Raw genomic sequence first — 18,479 nt, 5'->3', positions numbered from 1 at the left:
ACGCGTGCGGCGGGCCGTCGCGCGCGTCAGCGCTGACCGTCGGTGAAGATCCACTTGCGGGAGACGAAAAGATTCAGCACCGCCAGGCCCCCGGTGGTCAGCACCTTCGCGACCAGATACGGAAGGCCGGCCCAGGTCAACCCCTGCACGAGTGCGACCGTGAGAGCCAGATTGACGAGCACCAGCAGCAGATAGCGCCACGCCTGCCCGCCGACGTCACCGCTCGAGCCGAACGACCAGGCGCGGTTGAGCCCGAAGTTGACCACGAACGCCACGGCGAAGGCGAGCACCGTGGCGAACGGCAGCCACACCCCCAGCACCCCGTGGAACAGGTAGAGCGCGCTGGTGTCGGTGATCGCGCTGAGACCGCCGACGATCAAAAACCGCACCTCGCTGCGGCGCGTCAGACCTGCCAGCGTCGCCGAGGCCGCCGCCTTCATCGCTGACCCTCGGATGCGGACCCGCCATGTGTCGTCACGGTGGAGCACGCTATCGTCTCCCCGTCCCGCGATCGCCCCGAGACCCCCCGAAGGTGTGCAGTGACCGACGTGCCGAGCGCCTCCGTCCACCCGACAGCCGAGGTGGAGGCCGGGGTGGAGATCGGAGCCGGGACTCGGATCTGGCATCTGACGCATGTCCGTTCGACCGCTCGCATCGGCGCCGACTGCACGATCGGGCGCAACGTGTTCGTCGATGCCGGGGTCACCATCGGCGACCGCGTCAAGGTGCAGAACAACGTCTCCGTCTACCACGGTGTCACGCTTGAGGACGAGGTGTTCGTCGGCCCGAGCGCTGTCTTCACCAACGACCTCAACCCGCGCGCGCAGAACCCGGACTGGAAGGTCACGCCGACCCTGGTCCGCACCGGGGCCTCCATCGGCGCCAACGCCACGATCGTCTGCGGCACCGAGATCGGGGAGTTCGCCCTGGTGGCCGCGGGCGCCGTCGTCACCCGGGACGTGCAGCCGTACCAACTCGTGGCCGGCAACCCGGCCCGGCATCTCGGCTGGGTCAACCGCAACGGCGAGGTGGTCGCCCGCGGCGACGAGCAGTTGCCCGCCGGCGTACTCGAAGAGCGCTGAACCTCACAGGAGACCCCCATGTCTATTCCCATCACTTCGGTGGTCATTGGCCCCGAGGAAGAGGCCGCGGTCCTGTCGGTTCTGCGCTCCGGCAGGCTGGCCCAGGGGCCGATGGTCGCCGAACTGGAGCGGTCCTTCGCGGAACTCTGCGGTGTCCCCCACGCCGTGGCCGTCAGCAACGGCACCGTTGCCCTGGTGGCCGCTCTCGAAGCGCTCGGTCTGCAGCCCGGCGACGAGGTGATCACCACTCCCTTCAGCTTCGCGGCCACCCTGAACGCGATTCTCGAGTCCGGAGCGACGGTCCGCTTCGCCGACATCCGTGACGACTTCACCATCGACCCGGACTCGGTCAAGGCGCTGGTCAACGGACGGACCAAGGCCATCCTGCCGGTGCACCTCTACGGACTGCCCGCCGACATGACGGCCCTCACCGCGATCGCCGACACCGCCGGGCTGGCGATCGTCGAGGACGCCGCCCAGGCGCACGGCGCCCGTGTCGGTGACCGGGCGGTCGGCTCGTTCGGCGTCGGCTGCTTCTCCATGTACGCGACGAAGAACCTGCAGTGCGGCGAAGGCGGCCTGATCACCACCTCCGACGACGCCATCGCCGACCGGCTCCGGCTGCTGCGCAACCAGGGCATGCGGGTGCGCTACCAGTACGAGGCTCCGGGCCACAACTGGCGACTGACCGACCTGCAGGCGGCCATCGCCGTGCCGCAGGTCGGCCGGCTGGCCGAGACCACGGCCCGTCGGGCCTCGAACGCCGCGAGGCTGACCGCCGGCCTCGCCGACCTGCCCGGGCTGACCACCCCGTTCGTGCCGGAGGGGCGCAGCCACGTCTGGCACCAGTACACAGTGCGTATCGGCGCCGACGCGCCACTGAGCCGCGACGACCTCGGCAAGCGGCTTGACGAGCAGCAGATCGGCTACGGTCTCTACTACCCCCGCCTCATGCACCACTACGACTGCTACACGGGTCACCCGCAGATCGGCACTGACGAAACCCCACGTGCCCTGCGCGCCGCCGAGGAGGCGCTCTCCCTTCCTGTTCACCAGCACCTGACCGACGACGACGTCGACCAGGTGATCGAGGCCGTACGAGGTGCGTTCAATGCCTAATTTGGCGATCATCGGCGCGGGCATCATGGGCGCCAACCATGGTCGGGTGGCCCTTTCCACGCCGGACGTCACCGTCACCTCCGTCTGCGACCCCGACCCCCAGCGGGCCGCCACCCTGGCCAAGGCCATCGGCGCGCAGTACACGACCGACCTCGACGAGGCGCTGGCCGACGTGGACGCGGTCATCCTGGCGACCCCGAGCGAGACGCACGGCGAGTTGGGCGCACGCATCCTGCGCAGCGGCCGGGACCTGCTCGTCGAGAAGCCGATCGCGACGTCCGTCGCCGACGCGCGCAACCTCATCGACCTCGCCGAGAAGCACGACCGCGTGTTGATGGTCGGTCACGTCGAACGCTTCAACCCGGCGGTGACGGAGCTCCTCCAACTGGTGGACGACCCGCTGTCGTTGGAGATCACCCGGGTCGGCCCGTTCTCCAACCGCGCCCTCGCCGACGTCCTGCTGGACCTGATGATCCACGACGTGGACCTGGCACGGACGGTGGCCGGCTCGGAGATCGTCGCGCACCGCGCGGCGACCCGAATCGTCCGCTCCGCGGAGCAGGACCTGGCGTTCGCCCTGCTCATGTTCGAGAACGGCATGATCGCCAACATCACGGCGAGCCGGGTCAGCCAGAACAAGATCCGCCGCGTCACCCTCACCCAGCGCAACGACTGCGTCATCGCCGACCTGCTGCGCCAGCAGGTCGAGGTGCACCGCATCGAGCACTCCGAGTTCCTCTCCGAGGGCGGCGTGCGCTACCGGCAGAGCGGACGGGTCGAGATTCCCTTCCTCTCGCAGCACGGCGAACCCCTGATGCACGAGCTGCGCCACTTCGCCGACTGCGTCGTCAACCGTCGCCGACCGATCGTCAGCGGCGAAGACGGCCTGGCCGCGCTCGAGGTCTGCCTGCAGATCCGCGACACCGCGCTGGTCGGCTGAGCATGTACAAGGGTCAGAAGATCGCCGCCGTCGTCCCGGCCTACAACGAGAGCCGGCTGATCGGCAAGACGATCACCACGATGCCCGACTTCGTGGACTTCATCGTCGTCATCAACGACTGCTCCACCGACGACACCTCCGAGCGCGCCCGCGCGGTGGGCGACCCACGGGTCGTCGTCATCGACCACGAGAAGAACACCGGCGTCGGTGGTTCGATCATGGATGGGCACGAGCGGGCCCTTCTCCTGGGCGCCGACATCAACGTCGTGATGGCCGGTGACGCCCAGATGGACCCGGCCTACCTGCCGGCGCTGCTCGACCCGATCTGCGACGACGGCTACGAGTTCACCAAGGCCAACCGCTTCTTCTCCCGCACCTCGTTCGCCGACATGCCGGCCGTACGGATGCTGGGAAGCGTCGCCCTGTCGTTCGCGACGAAGGTCGCCAGCGGCTACTGGAACCTCTTCGACCCGCAGAACGGCTACACGGCGGTATCCCGGTCGGCCCTGCTGCGCCTCAACGTCGCCGCCGTGGCCCGCGGCTACGAATTCGAGAACGACCTCCTGATCTGGCTCAACATCGCCAACGCCCGGGCCAAGGACGTACCGATCCCCGCCAGCTACGGCGAGGAGGTGTCGACGATGCGCATCCACCGGGTGGCCCCCCGCATCGCCAGCCTCCTGTTCCGCGGCTTCTGGCGGCGGATGCTGCTCAAGCACGTGCTCGCCTCGTTCTCCGCCGTCGCCCTGCTCTTCTTCACCGGCCTGTTCCTCATCCTGTTCGGCGCCGGCTGGGGGATCTGGGTGCTCGCGGAGACGCTTGGCCCACCGGTCGCCACCACCGGCAGCGTCCTGCTCTGCGTCGGGCCGCTACTGACCGGCATCCACATGCTGATCTCCGCGCTCACCCTGGACATCCAGTCGACGCCGGACTGACCGGTACCGCGCCCTGATCCGTTTCACGCCCTCTGAAAGGCAGCGCAGAGAACCGCGATGACCGAACAACCTGCGGCCGGCGACGGCGCCGTCGCCGGCGCTCGCCGGGTCTGGATCCTGGCCTTCGTCGGCTTCCTGCTGACCATCGGGGCCTGGTCGGTCGCCGCCCCCTACGACGGCACGCCGGACGAGCGGGAACACATGATCCGCGCCGCGGGTGTCGCGGCGGGGGAGATCGCCCCGCCGCCGGCCGACGCCAAGAAGGGCTCCGGCGCCTTCCAGGACGTCCCCGCCGGCCTGGTCAGAGAGCAGTGCTGGCAGTTCAAGCCGGCCGTCTCCGCCGCCTGCGCGGTCCCACCGGGCAGTGACGACACCCCCGTACGCGCCGGCACCGGCGCCGGGCGCTACCACCCCGTCTACTACGCCCTGGTGGGCTGGCCGCTCGACCTCTGGCCAGGCTGGTCCGGGGTGCTGCTCGCCCGGTTCATCAGCGCCGGCATCGCCGCGGCGCTGCTGGCCAGCGCGTTCGTCGTGGCGGTGAACTGGTCCCGACGGCGTCTGATGATCGCCGGGCTGCTGGTCGCCGTCACCCCGATGGCCGCCCAGATGGCCAGCGCCGTCAACCCCAACGGCGTGGAGATCGCCGCCGGCGTGGCATTCTTCGCGGCGACCATACCCCTGTTCCTGGACCGCCGACCGAAGCCGCACCACGGGCTCCTCATCCTGGCCGGCATCAGCGGCCTGCTGCTCGCGATGCTGCGCCAGACCGGGCCGCTCTGGCTGGCCGCGGCGTTCGTTGCCTTCGCCTTCCCGTGGCGGCAGAGCAACGTCGGCCGGCTGGTGCGCGAGAGGGCCGTGTGGTGGTGGGTGGGCGGCATCGCCGTGGCAGCCGTCACCGCGGTCGGCTGGGGCGTGGTGATGAAATCCTCCGACCTCGGCAAGTACGGCGGCCACGTCTACACCTACGGTCAAGCGGCCCTCGCCGAGACCGACCGGTGGCGCGGCTACCTCGACCAGATGGTCGGAGTGACGTCGTGGCTGGACACCCGGATGCCCGCGCCGATCTACCTGAGCTGGCAGTTCGTCGCCGCGACGCTACTGATCGGGGCGTTCGTCTTCGGCCGGTTGGTCGACCGTTGGCGGCTGCTCGTCCTGATCGTCGCCGGCACCGTGGTGCCGTCCGTGATGCAGGTGGCCCTGATCAAGCAGACCGGGTTCGTCACCCAGGGCCGCTACATGCTGCCGATGCTCGCCGGAGTGATGCTGTTCGCCGCGTACGTCTGGGAGGAGCGCGGGCTCGACGCGACCCGCAGCCGTACCCTGGTCCGACTCAGCGTCATCGTGCTCCTGCCGATCCAACTCTTCGTTCTGATCTTGACGATGGTGCGGTGGCAGGACGGGCTGCCGAAATACCTGACCTTCCGCACCTTCAACCCGTTCGCCGGCGACTGGCACCCGCCACTCGGCTCGATCACGCCCCTGCTGGCGAGCGTGCTCGGGTTGACCCTGCTCGGCGTCCTGGCCTGGCGCGTCTCGATGCGCCCACTGAACGAGCCCGACGAGCCGGCGTCCGCGATCTCCGAGCAGGCTCCGACGCCGGATCTTCGCTGATCGACCGAACGACCGGCCGACCGCGCCCGGTGCGGGCGTTGCTGTCGGAATCGGACTAGTCTGGAGTGCAGGGCCGATCGAGCGGTAACGCGCCGGCCGGCGCGGGCGTGGACCGGTACGTCAGCGAGCTGAAGCGGGGCGCGGCATGAGCGTACGGCGAATCATGGGCACCGAGGTCGAGTACGGCATCTCCGTGCCCGGACAGGCCGGAGCCAACCCGATGGTCACCTCGTCGCAGGTGGTCAACGCCTACGGGGCACGTCCGGAACTCAACCGGGGCGGTCGGGCCCGGTGGGACTACGAGGAAGAATCGCCGCTGCGCGACGCCCGCGGCTTCACCTACTCCGGCGCCGCGTACGACCCCGCCGAAGCTCTCGCGGACGAAGACCTCGGCCTGGCCAACGTGATACTCACCAACGGCGCCCGGCTCTACGTGGACCACGCCCACCCCGAATACTCCACTCCGGAGGTCACCACCCCTCGGGACATCGTGCGCTGGGACAAGGCCGGCGAGCGGGTGATGGCCGAGGCGTCCCGTCGGGCCGCCACCATCCCGGGCACCCAGCCGATCCACCTCTACAAGAACAACACCGACAACAAGGGCGCCAGCTACGGCGCCCACGAGAACTACCTGATGCGGCGGCAGACGCCGTTCGCCGACATCGTGGCGTACCTGACGCCGTTCTTCGTCACCCGGCAGATCGTCTGCGGCGCCGGCCGGGTCGGCATCGGCCAGGACGGCGGCCAGAGCGGCTTCCAGATCTCCCAACGCGCGGACTTCTTCGAGGTCGAGGTGGGCCTGGAAACCACCCTCAAGCGGCCGATCATCAACACCCGCGACGAGCCGCACGCCGACGCCGACAAGTACCGCCGGCTGCACGTCATCATCGGCGACGCCAACCTCTCCGAGATCTCCACCTACCTCAAGGTCGGCACCACCGCCCTGATCCTCACCATGATCGAGGAGAAGGCGCTCGGGGCCGACCTCGGCATCGCCGACCCGGTCAGCGAGCTGCGTGCCGTCAGCCACGACCCCACCCTGACGTACCGGATGCGACTGCGCGACGGCCGCCGGCTCACCGCACTGGACCTGCAATGGGCTTACCTGGAGCGGGTCCGGTCCTTTGTCGACGACCGGTACGGCACCGACGCCGACGAGCAGACCGTCGACGTGCTCGACCGCTGGGAGAGCATCCTGGACCGGCTGGGCCGGGATCCGATGCTCTGCGTCGACGAGTTGGACTGGGTGGCCAAGCTGCGGCTGCTGGAGGGCTACCGGGAGCGGGAGAAGCTCGGTTGGGGCTCGCACAAGCTTCAACTGGTCGACCTTCAATACTCCGACGTCCGGCCGGAGAAGGGCCTCTACCACCGGCTGGTCAGCCGGGGGGCGATGAAGACGCTGCTCACCGACGACGAGACCCGCACCGCGATGACCGAGCCCCCGGAGGACACCCGGGCCTACTTCCGTGGTCGCTGCCTGGCGCAGTACGCCTCCGAGGTGGTGGCCGCGAGCTGGGACTCGGTGATCTTCGACGTGGGCCGGGAGTCGCTGGTGCGGGTCCCGATGATGGAGCCGGAGCGGGGCACCCGCGCGCACGTCGGTGCTCTGTTCGACCGCTGCGCCAGCGCCAAGGACCTGCTGGAGACGTTGACCGGGGGCTGATTCCGGATTCGTCAGCCCGTCGTGTGCCGCAAGCCGGCGCGCGGCGGGCTTTTCGTCGCCCGCGCGAGGTAAGTTCATCGCAGACGATCGTGGAGGAGGCAGCAGTGGTCACTCATGACAGCGGCGGCCAGTCGCAGTCCGGCAAGTCCCGTCAGGGCGAGGAAATCGAGGACGTCACCACCGAGGCCAACCCTGAGGTGGCCGAGCGGCACGCCGAGATCACCGAGGACGTCGACGACCTCCTCGACGAGATCGACTCCGTCCTCGAAGAAAACGCAGAGGAGTTCGTGAGAGGATATGTGCAAAAAGGAGGCCAGTAGACAAGCAGGATAATTCGGACATGGCCTGCTCCGGGGAGGATCAGGACGGTCAACGGCGGTGCCGCGACTGCGCGGAGTGGAAGCCGCTGAGCGACTTCTGCTCTAGCAGTAAGCGGCCCAGCGGTCGCGGCAGCTACTTCAAGCCATGCCACAACGACCGAACTCGCGAGACCAAGCAACGGTTGTACGGCGGGACTCGCGAGTACCACCTGCGGCGGCGGCACGGCGTGGGCGAGAAAGAGTTTCAGGAGCTCCTGGCCGAGCAGGGCGGGGTCTGTGCGATCTGTGGCGCTGCCCACCCGCAACATCTGGACCACGATCATCGCACCGGATGGGTGCGCGGGATACTCTGCTTCAACTGCAACGGTGGTCTTGGCCAGTTCCGTGACAGTCCCATGAGGCTGGCCAGGGCGATCACGTACCTGAGAGGAACCACGTGGCAGCGGGCTTTGATCCATCCGGGCGTCTACCAGATGTGTTCACCAACGCGGGGACGTCCTCCTTCACGACGTTTCTGAGTCGGGTGGCCCCCGAGATGCTGCCCGGTCGGCGACCGCTGCCGCCGGGCATGGCCGCCGACCTGGCGCCGCACGCGACCACCATCGTCGCCATCGCGGCCGCCGAGGGTGTGGTGATGGCGGGCGACCGACGGGCCACCATGGGCAACCTGATCGCCCAGCGCGACATCGAGAAGGTGCACCCCGCCGACGCGTACTCGTTGGTCGGCATCGCGGGCACCGCCGGTATCGGCATCGAGCTGATGCGACTGTTCCAGGTGGAGCTGGAGCACTACGAGAAGATCGAGGGCGCGATGCTCTCGTTGGACGGTAAGGCCAACCGGTTGGCCTCGATGATTCGCGGCAATCTGGGGGCGGCCATGCAGGGGTTGGCCGTGGTGCCGCTCTTCGCCGGGTTCGACCTGGCCGCCGCCGACCCGGCGCGGGCCGGTCGGATCTTCAGCTTCGACGTGACCGGTGGCCCGTACGAGGAGACCGGCTACGACGCGATCGGGTCCGGGTCGTTGTTCGCCAAGTCCGCGTTGAAGAAGCGGTTCCGGGCCGGGCTGTCCGTCGAGGACGCGACGCGGCTGGCGGTCGAGGCGCTCTACGACGCGGCCGATGACGACACCGCGACCGGCGGGCCCGACCTGACCCGGCGGATCTATCCCGTGGTGATGACCGCGACTGCCGAGGGCACCTACCGGCTCACCGACGCCGAGACGGCGACGATCGCCGAGGGCGTGGTCGCCGGCCGGATGGAAAATCCGGGCGGTTAGGTCCGCCCGCCCACCCCCACCAGCCAGCAGTCGTCAGCACAGCGCCGTTAGGAGAACCGCCGCCGTGGCCATGCAGTTCTACGCCTCGCCCGAACAGATCATGCGTGACCGTTCCGAGTTGGCCCGTAAGGGCATTGCTCGCGGGCGCAGCGCCGTGGTCCTGAGCTACTCCGGCGGGGTGCTCTTCGTCGCGGAGAACCTCTCCAGCGCCCTGCACAAGGTCAGTGAGATCTACGACCGGATCGGCTTCGCCGCGGTCGGCCGTTACAACGAGTTCGAGAACCTTCGGCGGGCCGGCGTGCGGATGGCCGACCTGAACGGCCTCAGCTATGACCGCCGGGACGTCACCGGTCGGGCCCTGGCCAACGCGTTCGCACAGACCCTTGGCGCGATCTTCACCGAGCAGTCGAAGCCGTTCGAGGTGGAGATCTGTGTGGCGGAGGTGGGGGCCACGGCGGCTGAGGACGAACTGTACCGGCTCACCTACGACGGCTCGGTCAACGACGAGCCGGGTCGGATGGCGATGGGTGGTCAGGCCGAGGCCATCACCGGCGTGTTGAAGTCCAACCACCGGCCGGACATGTCGCTCGGGGAAGCGGCAAAGGTCGCGGTGCAGGCGCTGAGCAGCGTCGGTGGGGAGGGCGGCGCGGCTCGGACGATCGCCGCGAACCAGCTCGAGGTGGCGGTGCTGGACCGTCAGCGGGTCGGCCGGACGTTCCGGCGGATCACCGGGGCCGCGCTGACCGCGTTGCTGGACGGCAAGGCGGCACCGCCGGCGAGCGACCTGCCGGACACGCCGAGCGTGCCGACCGGGGAAGCGGGGAAGCCGACCAGCTCGGCGGGCTCCGCCGACCTGGAGGATCGGCCGGGGCAGGCCGACAGCTGATCGTGAGACGAGAAAAGAGCCGGGGTCCGCGTGAGCGGGCCCCGGCGCTTTCTCGTCTGGTGGGTCAGCGGCGTTGCAGCAGCGGCCGGGCGAGGGCCCAGTAGCCGGCGGCGACCGCGTTGAAGACGCCCATGCCGGGGGGCGAGTCGACGTTCGAGGGGGCGACCCGGGCGGTCATCAGCTCGGCGATCACCCCGTCGGGCACGGTACGTTCGGCCTGGAGTTGACGGCGGCGGGCACCCACCCAGGACCGGTTGCGCCACAGCCAGCCCCAGCCGCGGGTCTTCTGCCGGGTCCACCCGCCGGCGAGCGCGGCGGCGAGCATTGCCGCTTCGGTGAGCAGCAGCATCGGGGCGAGCAGCACCAGCGTCCGGGTCTGGTACGCGGTGAGCAGGGTGACCAGCCGGTTGCGTTCCACCAGGTAGAGCTTCAGGTCGTTGCGGGAGAACTCGTAGTGGTGGCGCACGACGGCGTCGGGGACGTACTCCAGGCGCAGGCCGCGCTGCCAGAGCCGAAGGCTCAGCTCGGTGTCCTCGTGGTAGGCGAAGTACTCGGCGGCGAAGCCGTCGAGCTCCTGCCACCGTTGCCGGCTGATCACGAAGCAGCAGCCGCTGAGGGACGGCACGCTGGTGCGTACGGCGTGGGCGGTGGCCGGTTCGCCGTTGCCGCCGGCCCAGGAGAGCCCGGTGAAGTGCAGCGGGTTGCCGGAGGTGTTGATCAGTTCCGGGGTGTCGGCGAGCCGGATGGAGGCCATCGCGGCGCCGACGCCCGGTTCGGCGGCGACCGCGACCGTCTTGGCGAGGGCGTCGGGGGCGACGACGGCGTCGGAGTTGACGAAGGCGAGCCAGTCTCCGGTGGCTTCGGCGGCGCCGATCCGGCAGCCGCCGGAGTAGCCGGTGTTCTGCTCGGGGCGGACCACCCGCACCTGGGGGAAGCCCTTGACGATGTCGATGCCGTCGCCGGTGCAACCGTTGTCGACGACGACCAGTTCGATGTCGACGTCGGTGCTGGCCAGGATGGCTTGGGCGGCGTTGACCAGGTACGGCTCGGCGCCGTAGGCGAGCATCACCGCGGTTACCTGTGGGCGGGTCATCGGATGCCTCCGGTTGCGGCAGGGGCGGCGGCCTCGGCGAGCGGCCGGGTGGGGGTGGTGGGTCGGCGGACGCCGCCGCGCAGCAGCAGTATCGCCATGGTGGCGGCCACGACGACGGAGCCGATGGTGTACGCCAGCTCGACTCGCAGGGTGACCGGGGCGGGGATCAGCGTCACGGCGATCAGCGCGGCGACGCCGGCGGTCCAGGCGAGAGCCTGGGCGCGGTGCCGGTCGAGGGCGAGCAGGGCCTGGCCGAGCACCATCGCCCACAGGTAGGCGAGCGTGGCGGCCGCCAACCAGGCGAAATCGCCGTGGCCGAGGACGCCGGGCGCGTCGAAGAGCGCGCCGACCAGCCACGGGCCGAGCAGCACGGCGCCGAGGGCGCCGGTGAGGCCGAGCGCGGTGACGATGCCGAGCGCCCGGCGCAGCAGGTTGTGGAAGCCGACCTGGTCGCCGGTGGTGGCGGTGGTGGCCAGGCCGGGCAGCAGTGACGCCTGTAGGGAGCTGAAGACGAACAGGGGGATGCGGACCAGCACGAGGGCGGAGAGCAGAGCTCCGGCGGCCGCGGTGTCGGAGGGGGCGAGTAGCTTGACGTTGATCACGCCGATGTTCACCACGACCTGGGAGAGCAGGCTGGAGGCGGTGAGCAGGCCGAGGCCCCGCAGCAGGGTGGCCCAGGCCACCGGTGGGCCGCCGCCGATGGCGCGCAGCACCGGCGGCAGGGTGAGTAGGACGCTGACCAGCGGGGCGGCGACGAACACGACGCCGTACCAGATGGGGGAGGTCACCCCGGCCAGCCCGAGCAGGGCGACCATGATGATGCGCAGGCCGCCGTCGATCCCGAGTTGTGTGCCGTACCAGGGGAACAGTTGCAGGCCGGAGAGGACGCCGCGGGTGGCGTAGGCGACGGCCATCGCGGCGAGCGCGCCGACCAGCACGGTGACCATGGTGCCGTCGCCGTCGAAGAGCTTGTCGGCGATCAGGTGGCGGCCGGCCGTGAGGGCCAGCACCAGCACGGCGAGCAGCACGGCGGCGACGGTGGCGCCGCGGGCCAGCACCGGCCCTGGGGGCAGCCCCTGACTGTGCCGGGCGGCCACCACCCGGGCGACCTCCTGCTCGATCGGCATGAACACGCCGATGCCGAGGGTGAACACGATCGACCAGAGCACCGACAGGGAGTTGTAGTCGGCCTCGCTGAGGCTGTGGCCGGCGACCGCGAGGTGCACGTAGGAGGCGAGGCCAAGAAGGCCCAGCCCGGCACCGACTGCGATGGTGCCGGGCGGGATCAGGCGGAGCAGGCGATGGATCACCGGCGAATGAGCGCCAGCGTGAGGACGGCGAACGCGCGGCCGAGGTAGATCATCGCCCGGGCGGGGGAGTGGCTGGGCGTGCCGGCCATCCGTTTGCGCATGGCGACCGGCACCTGCCGGATGCGGTATCCGCGGCGGGCGGTGTGTACCAGGGTCTCCACCGTGTCACCGAGGTACTCGGCCGGGTACCAGGTGGCGAACATTTCGATGACTCGCCGGTTGGCGGCGCGGAAGCCGGACGTGGTGTCGGTGAGCTTGGTGTGGGCGACTCGGGACAGCACGGCGGAGAGCATCACCATCGCCCAGCGGCGGGGGCCGCGGACGGTGTAGTCGCCCTCACCGGCGAAGCGGGCGCCGATGACGAGGTCGTTGTCGTCGAGGAGGTCGACGAGCTTCGGCACGTACCGGGGGTCGTGCTGACCGTCGGCGTCGATCTGGATGGCGACGTCGTAGTTGTGGTCGCGGGCGTAGCGGTAGCCGAGGCGCATGGCCCCGCCGACGCCGAGGTTGTACGGCAGTTTGGCGACCTGGGCGCCGGCGGCGGCGGCGACGGCGGCGGTGCGATCGGTGGAGCCGTCGTCGACGACGAGCACGTCGACGCCGGGCAGTTCGCCGCGGATCTCGCCGACGACGTCGGCGATCGAGCCGGACTCGTTGAGAGCCGGGATGATGATCAAGGTGCGCTTGCCGTTAACCATCGGTCGACACCAACTCGTCACGGGCCGCCCGGTCCGCGTCGATCTCGGCGCGGAGCAGGGCGAAGTCTTCGGCCAGGGTGCGGGTCTCTTCTTCGAGTGCGCTGACCTCCCAGCTCAGGTGCACGCACACCAGCAGCAGGAAGACGATGCCGAGGAAGAGCACCAGGCTGACACCGGAGGCGACGCCGAGCAGTTCGGCGACGTTGTCGAGCAGCCGGGGGAACAGGGACAGCGGGATCACGACGACCAGTACGGCGAGCCAGAGCATGCCGTACTTCTCGCGCAGCTGACGACGGCGCAGCAGCTCGACGATGGTGCCGAGGAGCAGCAGACCGGTCAGGCCGGTGACGAGGGTGAGCTTCATGCGACCTTCCACGGGGCGGGTGGAGCGGGGGAGTGGAACGCGTCGACCAGGGCGCTGTGCCAGTCCGGAAGCGGGGGCAGATCTACGGCTGCCCAGCGGCTGTGCCCTAGCACACTGTACGCAGGCCGGGGGGCGGGACGCGGATACCGGTCGCTGGTGGTGGGTCGAATGCGGTCCGGATCCAGCCCGGCCAGCGTGAACGCGGCGCGAGCCAGCCCGTACCAGGTTGTCTGCCCGGCGCAGGTGCCGTGGTAGACGCCGGGCGCGGCGTGACCGGCGAGTGCCGCGTCGGCGAGCGCGACGAGCCGTTCGGCGAGTGCGTAGGACCAGGTGGGCTGGCCGTGTTGGTCGTCGACCACGTCGAGGTGCTCACGCTGAGTGGCGAGTCGGAGCACGGTGGCCACGAAGTTGGGGCCGTGGGCGCCGTACAGCCAGGCGGTGCGTACGACGTAGCCGGTGTCGGGCAGCAGCCGCGCGACGGCTTGTTCGCCGACGAGTTTGCCGCGGCCGTAGGCGTTGACCGGCGCGGTGGGCGCGTCCTCCGGGTAGGGGGTGTGCGCGTTGCCGGCGAGAACGTAGTCGGTGGAGACCTGGATCAGTCGGGTTCCGTCGGTGGCGCACGCCGCGGCCAGGTGGGCGACGGCATCGCCGTTGACGGCGGTCGCGGTGGCCTCGTCCGCCTCGGCGGCGTCGACGTTGGTCCAGGCCGCCGCGTTGATCACCAGGTCGTGCCCGGCGACGGCCGCGTTCACCGCCGCGCGGTCGGTGACGTCCAGGTCGGCGCGGGTGGCGGCTGTCACCTTGAGGTCGGGCCGTGACTTCAGTACGGCGACCAGGTCCCGGCCGAGCATCCCGCCCGCGCCGGTGACGAGGAGCCGGGTCATGCGGCCGGCGTGGACTTGAGGGGTTCCCACCAGGCGCGGTTGTCCCGGTACCAGCGGACGGTGTCGGTGAGGCCCTGGTCCAGGGTGATGCTGGGGTGGTAGCCAAGCTCGTCGCTGATCTTGGTGATGTCCAGCGAGTACCGGCGGTCGTGGCCCTTGCGGTCGGTGACCGGGACGACCCGGTCCCACCCGGCGCCGCAGGCGTCCAGGAGCAGCCCGGTGAGTTCCTTGTTGGTCAGTTCGGTGCCGCCGCCGATGTTGTAGACCTCGCCGGCGCGGCCCTTCTGCTGCACGAGGGCGATGCCGCGGCAGTGGTCGTGCACGTGCAGCCAGTCCCGGATGTTGCCGCCGTCGCCGTAGAGGGGGACGGTGCCGCCGTCGAGCAGGTTGGTGACGAACAGCGGGATGACCTTCTCGGGGAACTGGTGCGGGCCGTAGTTGTTGGAGCAGCGGGTGACGACCACGTCCATGCCGTGGGTGCGGTGGTACGACAGCGCGAGCAGGTCGGAGCCGGCCTTGGACGCCGAGTACGGCGAGTTGGGGGCGAGGGGCCAGGTCTCGGTCCAGGAGCCCTCGTCGATCGAGCCGTAGACCTCGTCGGTGGAGACGTGCACGAATCGTCCGGTGCCGTGGCGCAGCGCCGCGTCGAGCAGCGTCTGGGTGCCCAGCACGTTGGTGGTGACGAACGGGGCGGCACCGGCGATCGACCGGTCGACGTGTGACTCGGCGGCGAAGTGCACGATCACGTCGTGCTCGGCCACGACCTCGTCGACCACGACCGGGTCGCAGATGTCGCCCTGCACGAACCGCAGTCGCGGGTCGTCGCGGACGGGTGCGAGATTGGCGAGGTTGCCCGAGTAGGTCAGCTTGTCCAGTACGGTCACGACGGCCGGCTCGAGCGGCGGCACGCCGTCTGCGCTGCCGAGGGGTTTGCCCAGCAGCAGGCGGACGTACTCCGACCCGATGAATCCGGCTCCGCCGGTGACGAGGATCCTCACGGGTCCGGAAGTATACGCGACGGGCGGCGCCGCGCCTGGTATGCGACCCCGGCACAACCTGTCTGGGTGCGGCTAGGCTTCCCCGGTGCGCGGAATCCTACTTGCCGGCGGCACCGGGTCGCGGCTCTGGCCGATCACCCGGGCGGTCTCGAAGCAGCTGATGCCGATCTTCGACAAGCCGATGATCTATTACCCGCTCTCCACCCTGGTGATGTCCGGGGTTCGGGAGATCCTGGTGATCACGACGCCGGACGACCAGGATCAGTTCCGTCGGCTGCTCGGCGACGGCAGCCAGTTCGGGCTACGGCTGGAGTACGTCAGCCAGGAGCGTCCGGAGGGCATCGCGCAGGCGTTCATCCTCGGCGCGGACTTCATCGGCGCCGAGTCGGTGGCGCTGGTCCTCGGCGACAACATCTTCCACGGTGTGGGTCTGGGTCGGCAGCTCGCCGACCACGGTGACCCGGTCGGCGGGCGGGTCTTCGCCTATCAGGTGGCCAACCCGCAGGAGTACGGCGTGGTCGACTTCGACGCCGATGGTCGGGTGCTCTCGATCGAGGAGAAGCCGGCCCGGCCGAAATCCCGTTACGCGGTGCCCGGCCTCTACTTCTACGACAACCGGGTGGTGGGCATCGCCCGCAAGCTCACCCCGAGCGCCCGCGGCGAGCTGGAGATCACGGCGGTCAACGAGGCGTACCGGGAGACCGGGGAGCTGTCGGTGACGGTGCTGGATCGAGGCACCGCCTGGCTGGACACCGGCACGTTCACCTCGATGATGCAGGCCGCCGAGTTCGTCCGGGTGGTCGAGGAACGGCAGGGTCTCAAGATCGGTTGCGTCGAGGAGGTCGCCTGGCGGGCCGGCCTGATCGACGACGCGCAGTTGCGCGCGCTGGCCGAGCCGCTGACCAAGAGCGGTTACGGCGACTACCTGCTCGGTCTGCTGCGTGAGCAGGCCGACGGCGACGGGGGTTCCTGGTGAAGATCCGGGAGCTGAGCATCGAGGGCGCGTGGGAGATCACCCCCCCGCAGCACGGTGACCCGCGCGGCATGTTCATGGAGTGGTACCGCTTCGACAAGCTCGCCGAGGCGGTGGGGCATCCGCTGCGGCTGGCCCAGGCCAACCTGTCGGTCTCCGCGCGTGGCGTGGTGCGCGGCGTCCACTTCGCTGATGTCCCGCCCGGGCAGGCCAAGTACGTCACCTGTGTGCGGGGCGCGGTGCTCGACGTGATCGTGGACCTGCGGGTGGGTTCGCCGACCTTCGGCCGTTGGGAGGGCGTCCGGCTGGACGACACCGACCGTCGGGCGGTCTACCTCAGCGAGGGGCTGGGGCACGGGTTCTGCGCGTTGACCGACGACGCGACGTTGAGCTATCTCTGCTCGGCTACCTACAACCCGTCCGGCGAGCACGCGGTGCACCCGCTGGACGAGGAGTTGGGCATCGAGTGGCCCGCCGAGGTTCCGCTGCTGTCCGCGCGCGACGACGCGGCGCCGACTCTGGCGCAGGCCCGCGAGCGGGGGCTGCTTCCCGAGTACGACAACTGCCGGCGGTTCGTGGCGAGCCTCGGCCCGGACGGAATGTCGCACTCAACCGGTATGTGACCGCGCTCGGGGCACGACCTGTGGTCTGACAGTGACGAACCGGGCCTCCGGGCGGCTAATGTCACACCATGGAGCGGCGAATCTTCGGCCTCGAGACCGAGTACGGCGTCACCTGCACCTATCGCGGGCAGCGGCGGCTGTCCCCGGACGAGGTCGCGCGGTATCTGTTCCGTCGCGTGGTGTCCTGGGGTCGGTCGAGCAATGTCTTCCTGCGTAATGGGGCCCGGCTCTACCTGGACGTCGGGTCGCATCCGGAGTACGCGACACCGGAGTGCGACTCGGTGACCGATCTGGTCGCCCACGACCGGGCCGGCGAGCGGATCCTGGAGGGCCTGCTCGTCGACGCGGAGAAGCGGCTGCACGACGAGGGCATCGCGGGTGAGATCTACCTGTTCAAGAACAACACCGATTCGGCCGGCAACTCGTACGGGTGCCACGAGAACTACCTGGTCTCCCGGCACGGCGAGTTCGGTCGGCTCGCCGACGTGCTCATCCCGTTCCTGGTCACCCGGCAGTTGATCTGCGGGGCCGGCAAGGTCCTGCAAACCCCACGCGGCGCGGTCTACTGCCTCTCCCAGCGGGCCGAGCACATCTGGGAGGGCGTCTCCTCGGCGACCACCCGCAGCCGCCCGATCATCAACACGCGGGACGAGCCGCACGCCGACGCCGAGCGCTACCGGCGCCTGCATGTGATCGTCGGCGACTCCAACATGAACGAGGTCACCACGCTGCTCAAGGTCGGCACCGCCGACATCGTGCTGCGGATGATCGAGGCCGGGGTGGTGATGCGCGACCTGTCCCTGGAAAACCCGATCCGGGCCATCCGGGAGGTGTCGCACGACATCACCGGGCGGCGCAAGGTGCGGCTGGCCAACGGTAAGGAGGTCAGCGCCCTGGACATCCAACAGGAATACCTGTCGAAGGCCACCGAGTTCGTCGAGCGACGCGGTGGGGACCAGGCCGCCAAGCGGGTCGTCGAGCTGTGGGGCCGGGTTCTCAACGCGGTGGAGACCGGCGACCTGGAACCGGTCTCGCGGGAGATCGACTGGGTCAGCAAGCTGCGGTTGATCGAGCGCTACCAGCGTAAGCACGATCTGCCGCTGTCGCACCCCCGGGTGGCGCAGATGGACCTGGCCTACCACGACGTGCGCCGTGGCCGGGGGCTCTACGGGCTCCTGGAGCGACGCGGTGACGTCGACCGGGTGGCCACCGACCCGGAGATCTTCGAGGCGAAGGAGACCCCGCCGCAGACCACCCGGGCCCGGCTGCGGGGCGAGTTCATCCGGCACGCCCAGGAGAAGCGTCGGGACTTCACCGTCGACTGGGTGCACCTGAAGCTCAACGACCAGGCGCAGCGCACCGTGCTGTGCAAGGACCCGTTCCGGGCGTACGACGAGCGGGTGGAGCGGCTGATCGCCAGCATGTGACGGTTTGCCGGCCCCGGCGGTGCGTTGCGCCGACGGGGCCGGTCGGCCCGGCGCGCTGAGCGGTTAAGCTGGGCGCGCCATGACGACTTCTGGACCTTCCGACCGCTCCGAGCGCGGCACCGAGCGGCAGAACTGGATCGAACGCCGACGGGAGAAGATCCGCGCCGAGATCGACCGTAACCGGCGCGGTGATTACACGGTGCCGACCTGGGTGCTGGCCTTGGCCCTGATCCTCATCGTGGGCGGCTGGCTAGCCCTGATCTTCCTGGCCTAACCC

21 protein-coding genes are annotated in these 18,479 nt (G+C 69.8%); 14 read left to right on the top strand and 7 right to left on the bottom strand.

From position 1 onward, the window contains the following. Positions 1-26: 26 nt before the first annotated feature. The gene (locus tag DLJ59_RS03730; RefSeq protein WP_158630777.1) at positions 27-440 is read right to left on the bottom strand and encodes a GtrA family protein; all 414 of its coding nucleotides are present in this window, start codon (positions 438-440) and stop codon (positions 27-29) included. 99 nt (positions 441-539) lie between these two features. On the opposite strand from DLJ59_RS03730, the gene DLJ59_RS03725 reads away from it, so the two are divergent. The 10 genes from DLJ59_RS03725 to prcA all read left to right on the top strand — a co-directional run bounded on the left by DLJ59_RS03725 (position 540) and on the right by prcA (position 9,832). Beyond that, positions 540-1,082 carry an acyltransferase gene (locus DLJ59_RS03725; RefSeq protein WP_124771109.1) on the top strand — a complete coding sequence of 181 codons (543 nt, stop codon included), beginning with the start codon at positions 540-542 and terminating at the stop codon, positions 1,080-1,082. A gap of 18 nt (positions 1,083-1,100) precedes the next feature. Continuing rightward, complete coding sequence (locus DLJ59_RS03720) at positions 1,101-2,201, top strand: DegT/DnrJ/EryC1/StrS family aminotransferase (RefSeq protein WP_124771108.1); 1,101 nt, start codon at positions 1,101-1,103, stop codon at positions 2,199-2,201. Next, positions 2,194-3,141 (top strand): Gfo/Idh/MocA family protein, encoded by a 948-nt coding sequence (locus tag DLJ59_RS03715; protein ID WP_124771107.1) that lies wholly within the window; start codon positions 2,194-2,196, stop codon positions 3,139-3,141. The genes DLJ59_RS03720 and DLJ59_RS03715 overlap by 8 nt, the downstream gene beginning before the upstream one ends. Before the next feature lie 2 nt (positions 3,142-3,143). Beyond that, a complete protein-coding gene (locus tag DLJ59_RS03710; RefSeq protein ID WP_124771106.1) occupies positions 3,144-4,076 on the top strand; it encodes a glycosyltransferase family 2 protein in 933 nt (310 codons plus the stop codon). 57 nt (positions 4,077-4,133) lie between these two features. Further along, entirely contained in the window at positions 4,134-5,687 is a 1,554-nt protein-coding gene (locus DLJ59_RS03705) for a DUF2142 domain-containing protein (protein ID WP_124771105.1), read from the top strand. A 145-nt stretch (positions 5,688-5,832) separates the two neighbouring features. Further along, positions 5,833-7,350, top strand: a complete 1,518-nt coding sequence (gene dop / locus DLJ59_RS03700) for a depupylase/deamidase Dop (RefSeq protein ID WP_124771104.1) — start codon at positions 5,833-5,835, stop codon at positions 7,348-7,350. 104 nt (positions 7,351-7,454) lie between these two features. Continuing rightward, complete coding sequence (locus tag DLJ59_RS03695) at positions 7,455-7,670, top strand: ubiquitin-like protein Pup (protein WP_124771103.1); 216 nt, start codon at positions 7,455-7,457, stop codon at positions 7,668-7,670. 20 nt (positions 7,671-7,690) lie between these two features. Further along, entirely contained in the window at positions 7,691-8,188 is a 498-nt protein-coding gene (locus DLJ59_RS03690) for an endonuclease VII domain-containing protein (protein WP_124771102.1), read from the top strand. Then, positions 8,107-8,946, top strand: a complete 840-nt coding sequence (gene prcB, locus DLJ59_RS03685; protein ID WP_030332906.1) for a proteasome subunit beta — start codon at positions 8,107-8,109, stop codon at positions 8,944-8,946. Before DLJ59_RS03690 ends, prcB begins: the two co-directional genes overlap by 82 nt. Positions 8,947-9,010: 64 nt before the next feature. After that, positions 9,011-9,832 carry a proteasome subunit alpha gene (prcA, locus tag DLJ59_RS03680; RefSeq protein WP_124771101.1) on the top strand — a complete coding sequence of 274 codons (822 nt, stop codon included), beginning with the start codon at positions 9,011-9,013 and terminating at the stop codon, positions 9,830-9,832. A gap of 64 nt (positions 9,833-9,896) precedes the next feature. On the opposite strand, the gene DLJ59_RS03675 is transcribed toward prcA, so the two are convergent. From DLJ59_RS03675 to rfbB, 6 genes are read right to left on the bottom strand one after another with little or no spacing between them, the layout of a single operon-like run. Next, complete coding sequence (locus tag DLJ59_RS03675; protein ID WP_124771100.1) at positions 9,897-10,925, bottom strand: glycosyltransferase family 2 protein; 1,029 nt, start codon at positions 10,923-10,925, stop codon at positions 9,897-9,899. Beyond that, complete coding sequence (locus DLJ59_RS03670) at positions 10,922-12,235, bottom strand: lipopolysaccharide biosynthesis protein (protein ID WP_124771099.1); 1,314 nt, start codon at positions 12,233-12,235, stop codon at positions 10,922-10,924. The genes DLJ59_RS03675 and DLJ59_RS03670 overlap by 4 nt, the downstream gene beginning before the upstream one ends. Beyond that, positions 12,232-12,933 carry a glycosyltransferase family 2 protein gene (locus DLJ59_RS03665; RefSeq protein ID WP_124771098.1) on the bottom strand — a complete coding sequence of 234 codons (702 nt, stop codon included), beginning with the start codon at positions 12,931-12,933 and terminating at the stop codon, positions 12,232-12,234. Before DLJ59_RS03665 ends, DLJ59_RS03670 begins: the two co-directional genes overlap by 4 nt. Continuing rightward, positions 12,926-13,297, bottom strand: a complete 372-nt coding sequence (locus DLJ59_RS03660; RefSeq protein ID WP_030332916.1) for a DUF2304 domain-containing protein — start codon at positions 13,295-13,297, stop codon at positions 12,926-12,928. The genes DLJ59_RS03665 and DLJ59_RS03660 overlap by 8 nt, the downstream gene beginning before the upstream one ends. After that, entirely contained in the window at positions 13,294-14,181 is an 888-nt protein-coding gene (gene rfbD, locus DLJ59_RS03655) for a dTDP-4-dehydrorhamnose reductase (protein ID WP_124771097.1), read from the bottom strand. Before rfbD ends, DLJ59_RS03660 begins: the two co-directional genes overlap by 4 nt. Continuing rightward, positions 14,178-15,179: a dTDP-glucose 4,6-dehydratase gene (rfbB, locus tag DLJ59_RS03650; RefSeq protein WP_124771096.1), complete on the bottom strand. Its 1,002-nt coding sequence runs from the start codon at positions 15,177-15,179 to the stop codon at positions 14,178-14,180. Before rfbB ends, rfbD begins: the two co-directional genes overlap by 4 nt. Before the next feature lie 85 nt (positions 15,180-15,264). Between rfbB and rfbA the strand changes: the two genes are divergently transcribed. From rfbA to DLJ59_RS03630, 4 genes are all read left to right on the top strand, one after another. Further along, entirely contained in the window at positions 15,265-16,155 is an 891-nt protein-coding gene (rfbA, locus tag DLJ59_RS03645; RefSeq protein ID WP_124771095.1) for a glucose-1-phosphate thymidylyltransferase RfbA, read from the top strand. After that, positions 16,152-16,775 carry a dTDP-4-dehydrorhamnose 3,5-epimerase gene (rfbC, locus tag DLJ59_RS03640; RefSeq protein ID WP_124771094.1) on the top strand — a complete coding sequence of 208 codons (624 nt, stop codon included), beginning with the start codon at positions 16,152-16,154 and terminating at the stop codon, positions 16,773-16,775. Before rfbA ends, rfbC begins: the two co-directional genes overlap by 4 nt. A gap of 68 nt (positions 16,776-16,843) precedes the next feature. Further along, entirely contained in the window at positions 16,844-18,202 is a 1,359-nt protein-coding gene (pafA, locus tag DLJ59_RS03635; RefSeq protein ID WP_124771093.1) for a Pup--protein ligase, read from the top strand. Positions 18,203-18,281: 79 nt separating this feature from the next. Then, the gene (locus tag DLJ59_RS03630) at positions 18,282-18,476 is read left to right on the top strand and encodes a hypothetical protein (protein ID WP_124771092.1); all 195 of its coding nucleotides are present in this window, start codon (positions 18,282-18,284) and stop codon (positions 18,474-18,476) included. Positions 18,477-18,479: the final 3 nt, after the last annotated feature.

Source organism: Micromonospora inaquosa, from assembly GCF_003857055.1.
Lineage (GTDB): Bacteria > Actinomycetota > Actinomycetes > Mycobacteriales > Micromonosporaceae > Micromonospora > Micromonospora inaquosa.
The sequence above is the reverse complement of the archived record's forward strand: the minus strand, read 5'-3'. Positions and strand labels throughout refer to the sequence as shown.

Coding starts and splice junctions, on each gene's coding strand:
- DLJ59_RS03730 (WP_158630777.1), bottom strand. CDS start 440: ATGAAGGCGGCGGCCTCGGCGACGCTGGCAGGTCTGACGCGCCGCAGC.
- DLJ59_RS03720 (WP_124771108.1), top strand. CDS start 1,101: ATGTCTATTCCCATCACTTCGGTGGTCATTGGCCCCGAGGAAGAGGCC.
- DLJ59_RS03715 (WP_124771107.1), top strand. CDS start 2,194: ATGCCTAATTTGGCGATCATCGGCGCGGGCATCATGGGCGCCAACCAT.
- DLJ59_RS03710 (WP_124771106.1), top strand. CDS start 3,144: ATGTACAAGGGTCAGAAGATCGCCGCCGTCGTCCCGGCCTACAACGAG.
- DLJ59_RS03705 (WP_124771105.1), top strand. CDS start 4,134: ATGACCGAACAACCTGCGGCCGGCGACGGCGCCGTCGCCGGCGCTCGC.
- dop (WP_124771104.1), top strand. CDS start 5,833: ATGAGCGTACGGCGAATCATGGGCACCGAGGTCGAGTACGGCATCTCC.
- DLJ59_RS03690 (WP_124771102.1), top strand. CDS start 7,691: ATGGCCTGCTCCGGGGAGGATCAGGACGGTCAACGGCGGTGCCGCGAC.
- DLJ59_RS03675 (WP_124771100.1), bottom strand. CDS start 10,925: ATGACCCGCCCACAGGTAACCGCGGTGATGCTCGCCTACGGCGCCGAG.
- DLJ59_RS03665 (WP_124771098.1), bottom strand. CDS start 12,933: ATGGTTAACGGCAAGCGCACCTTGATCATCATCCCGGCTCTCAACGAG.
- DLJ59_RS03660 (WP_030332916.1), bottom strand. CDS start 13,297: ATGAAGCTCACCCTCGTCACCGGCCTGACCGGTCTGCTGCTCCTCGGC.
- rfbD (WP_124771097.1), bottom strand. CDS start 14,181: ATGACCCGGCTCCTCGTCACCGGCGCGGGCGGGATGCTCGGCCGGGAC.
- pafA (WP_124771093.1), top strand. CDS start 16,844: ATGGAGCGGCGAATCTTCGGCCTCGAGACCGAGTACGGCGTCACCTGC.
- DLJ59_RS03630 (WP_124771092.1), top strand. CDS start 18,282: ATGACGACTTCTGGACCTTCCGACCGCTCCGAGCGCGGCACCGAGCGG.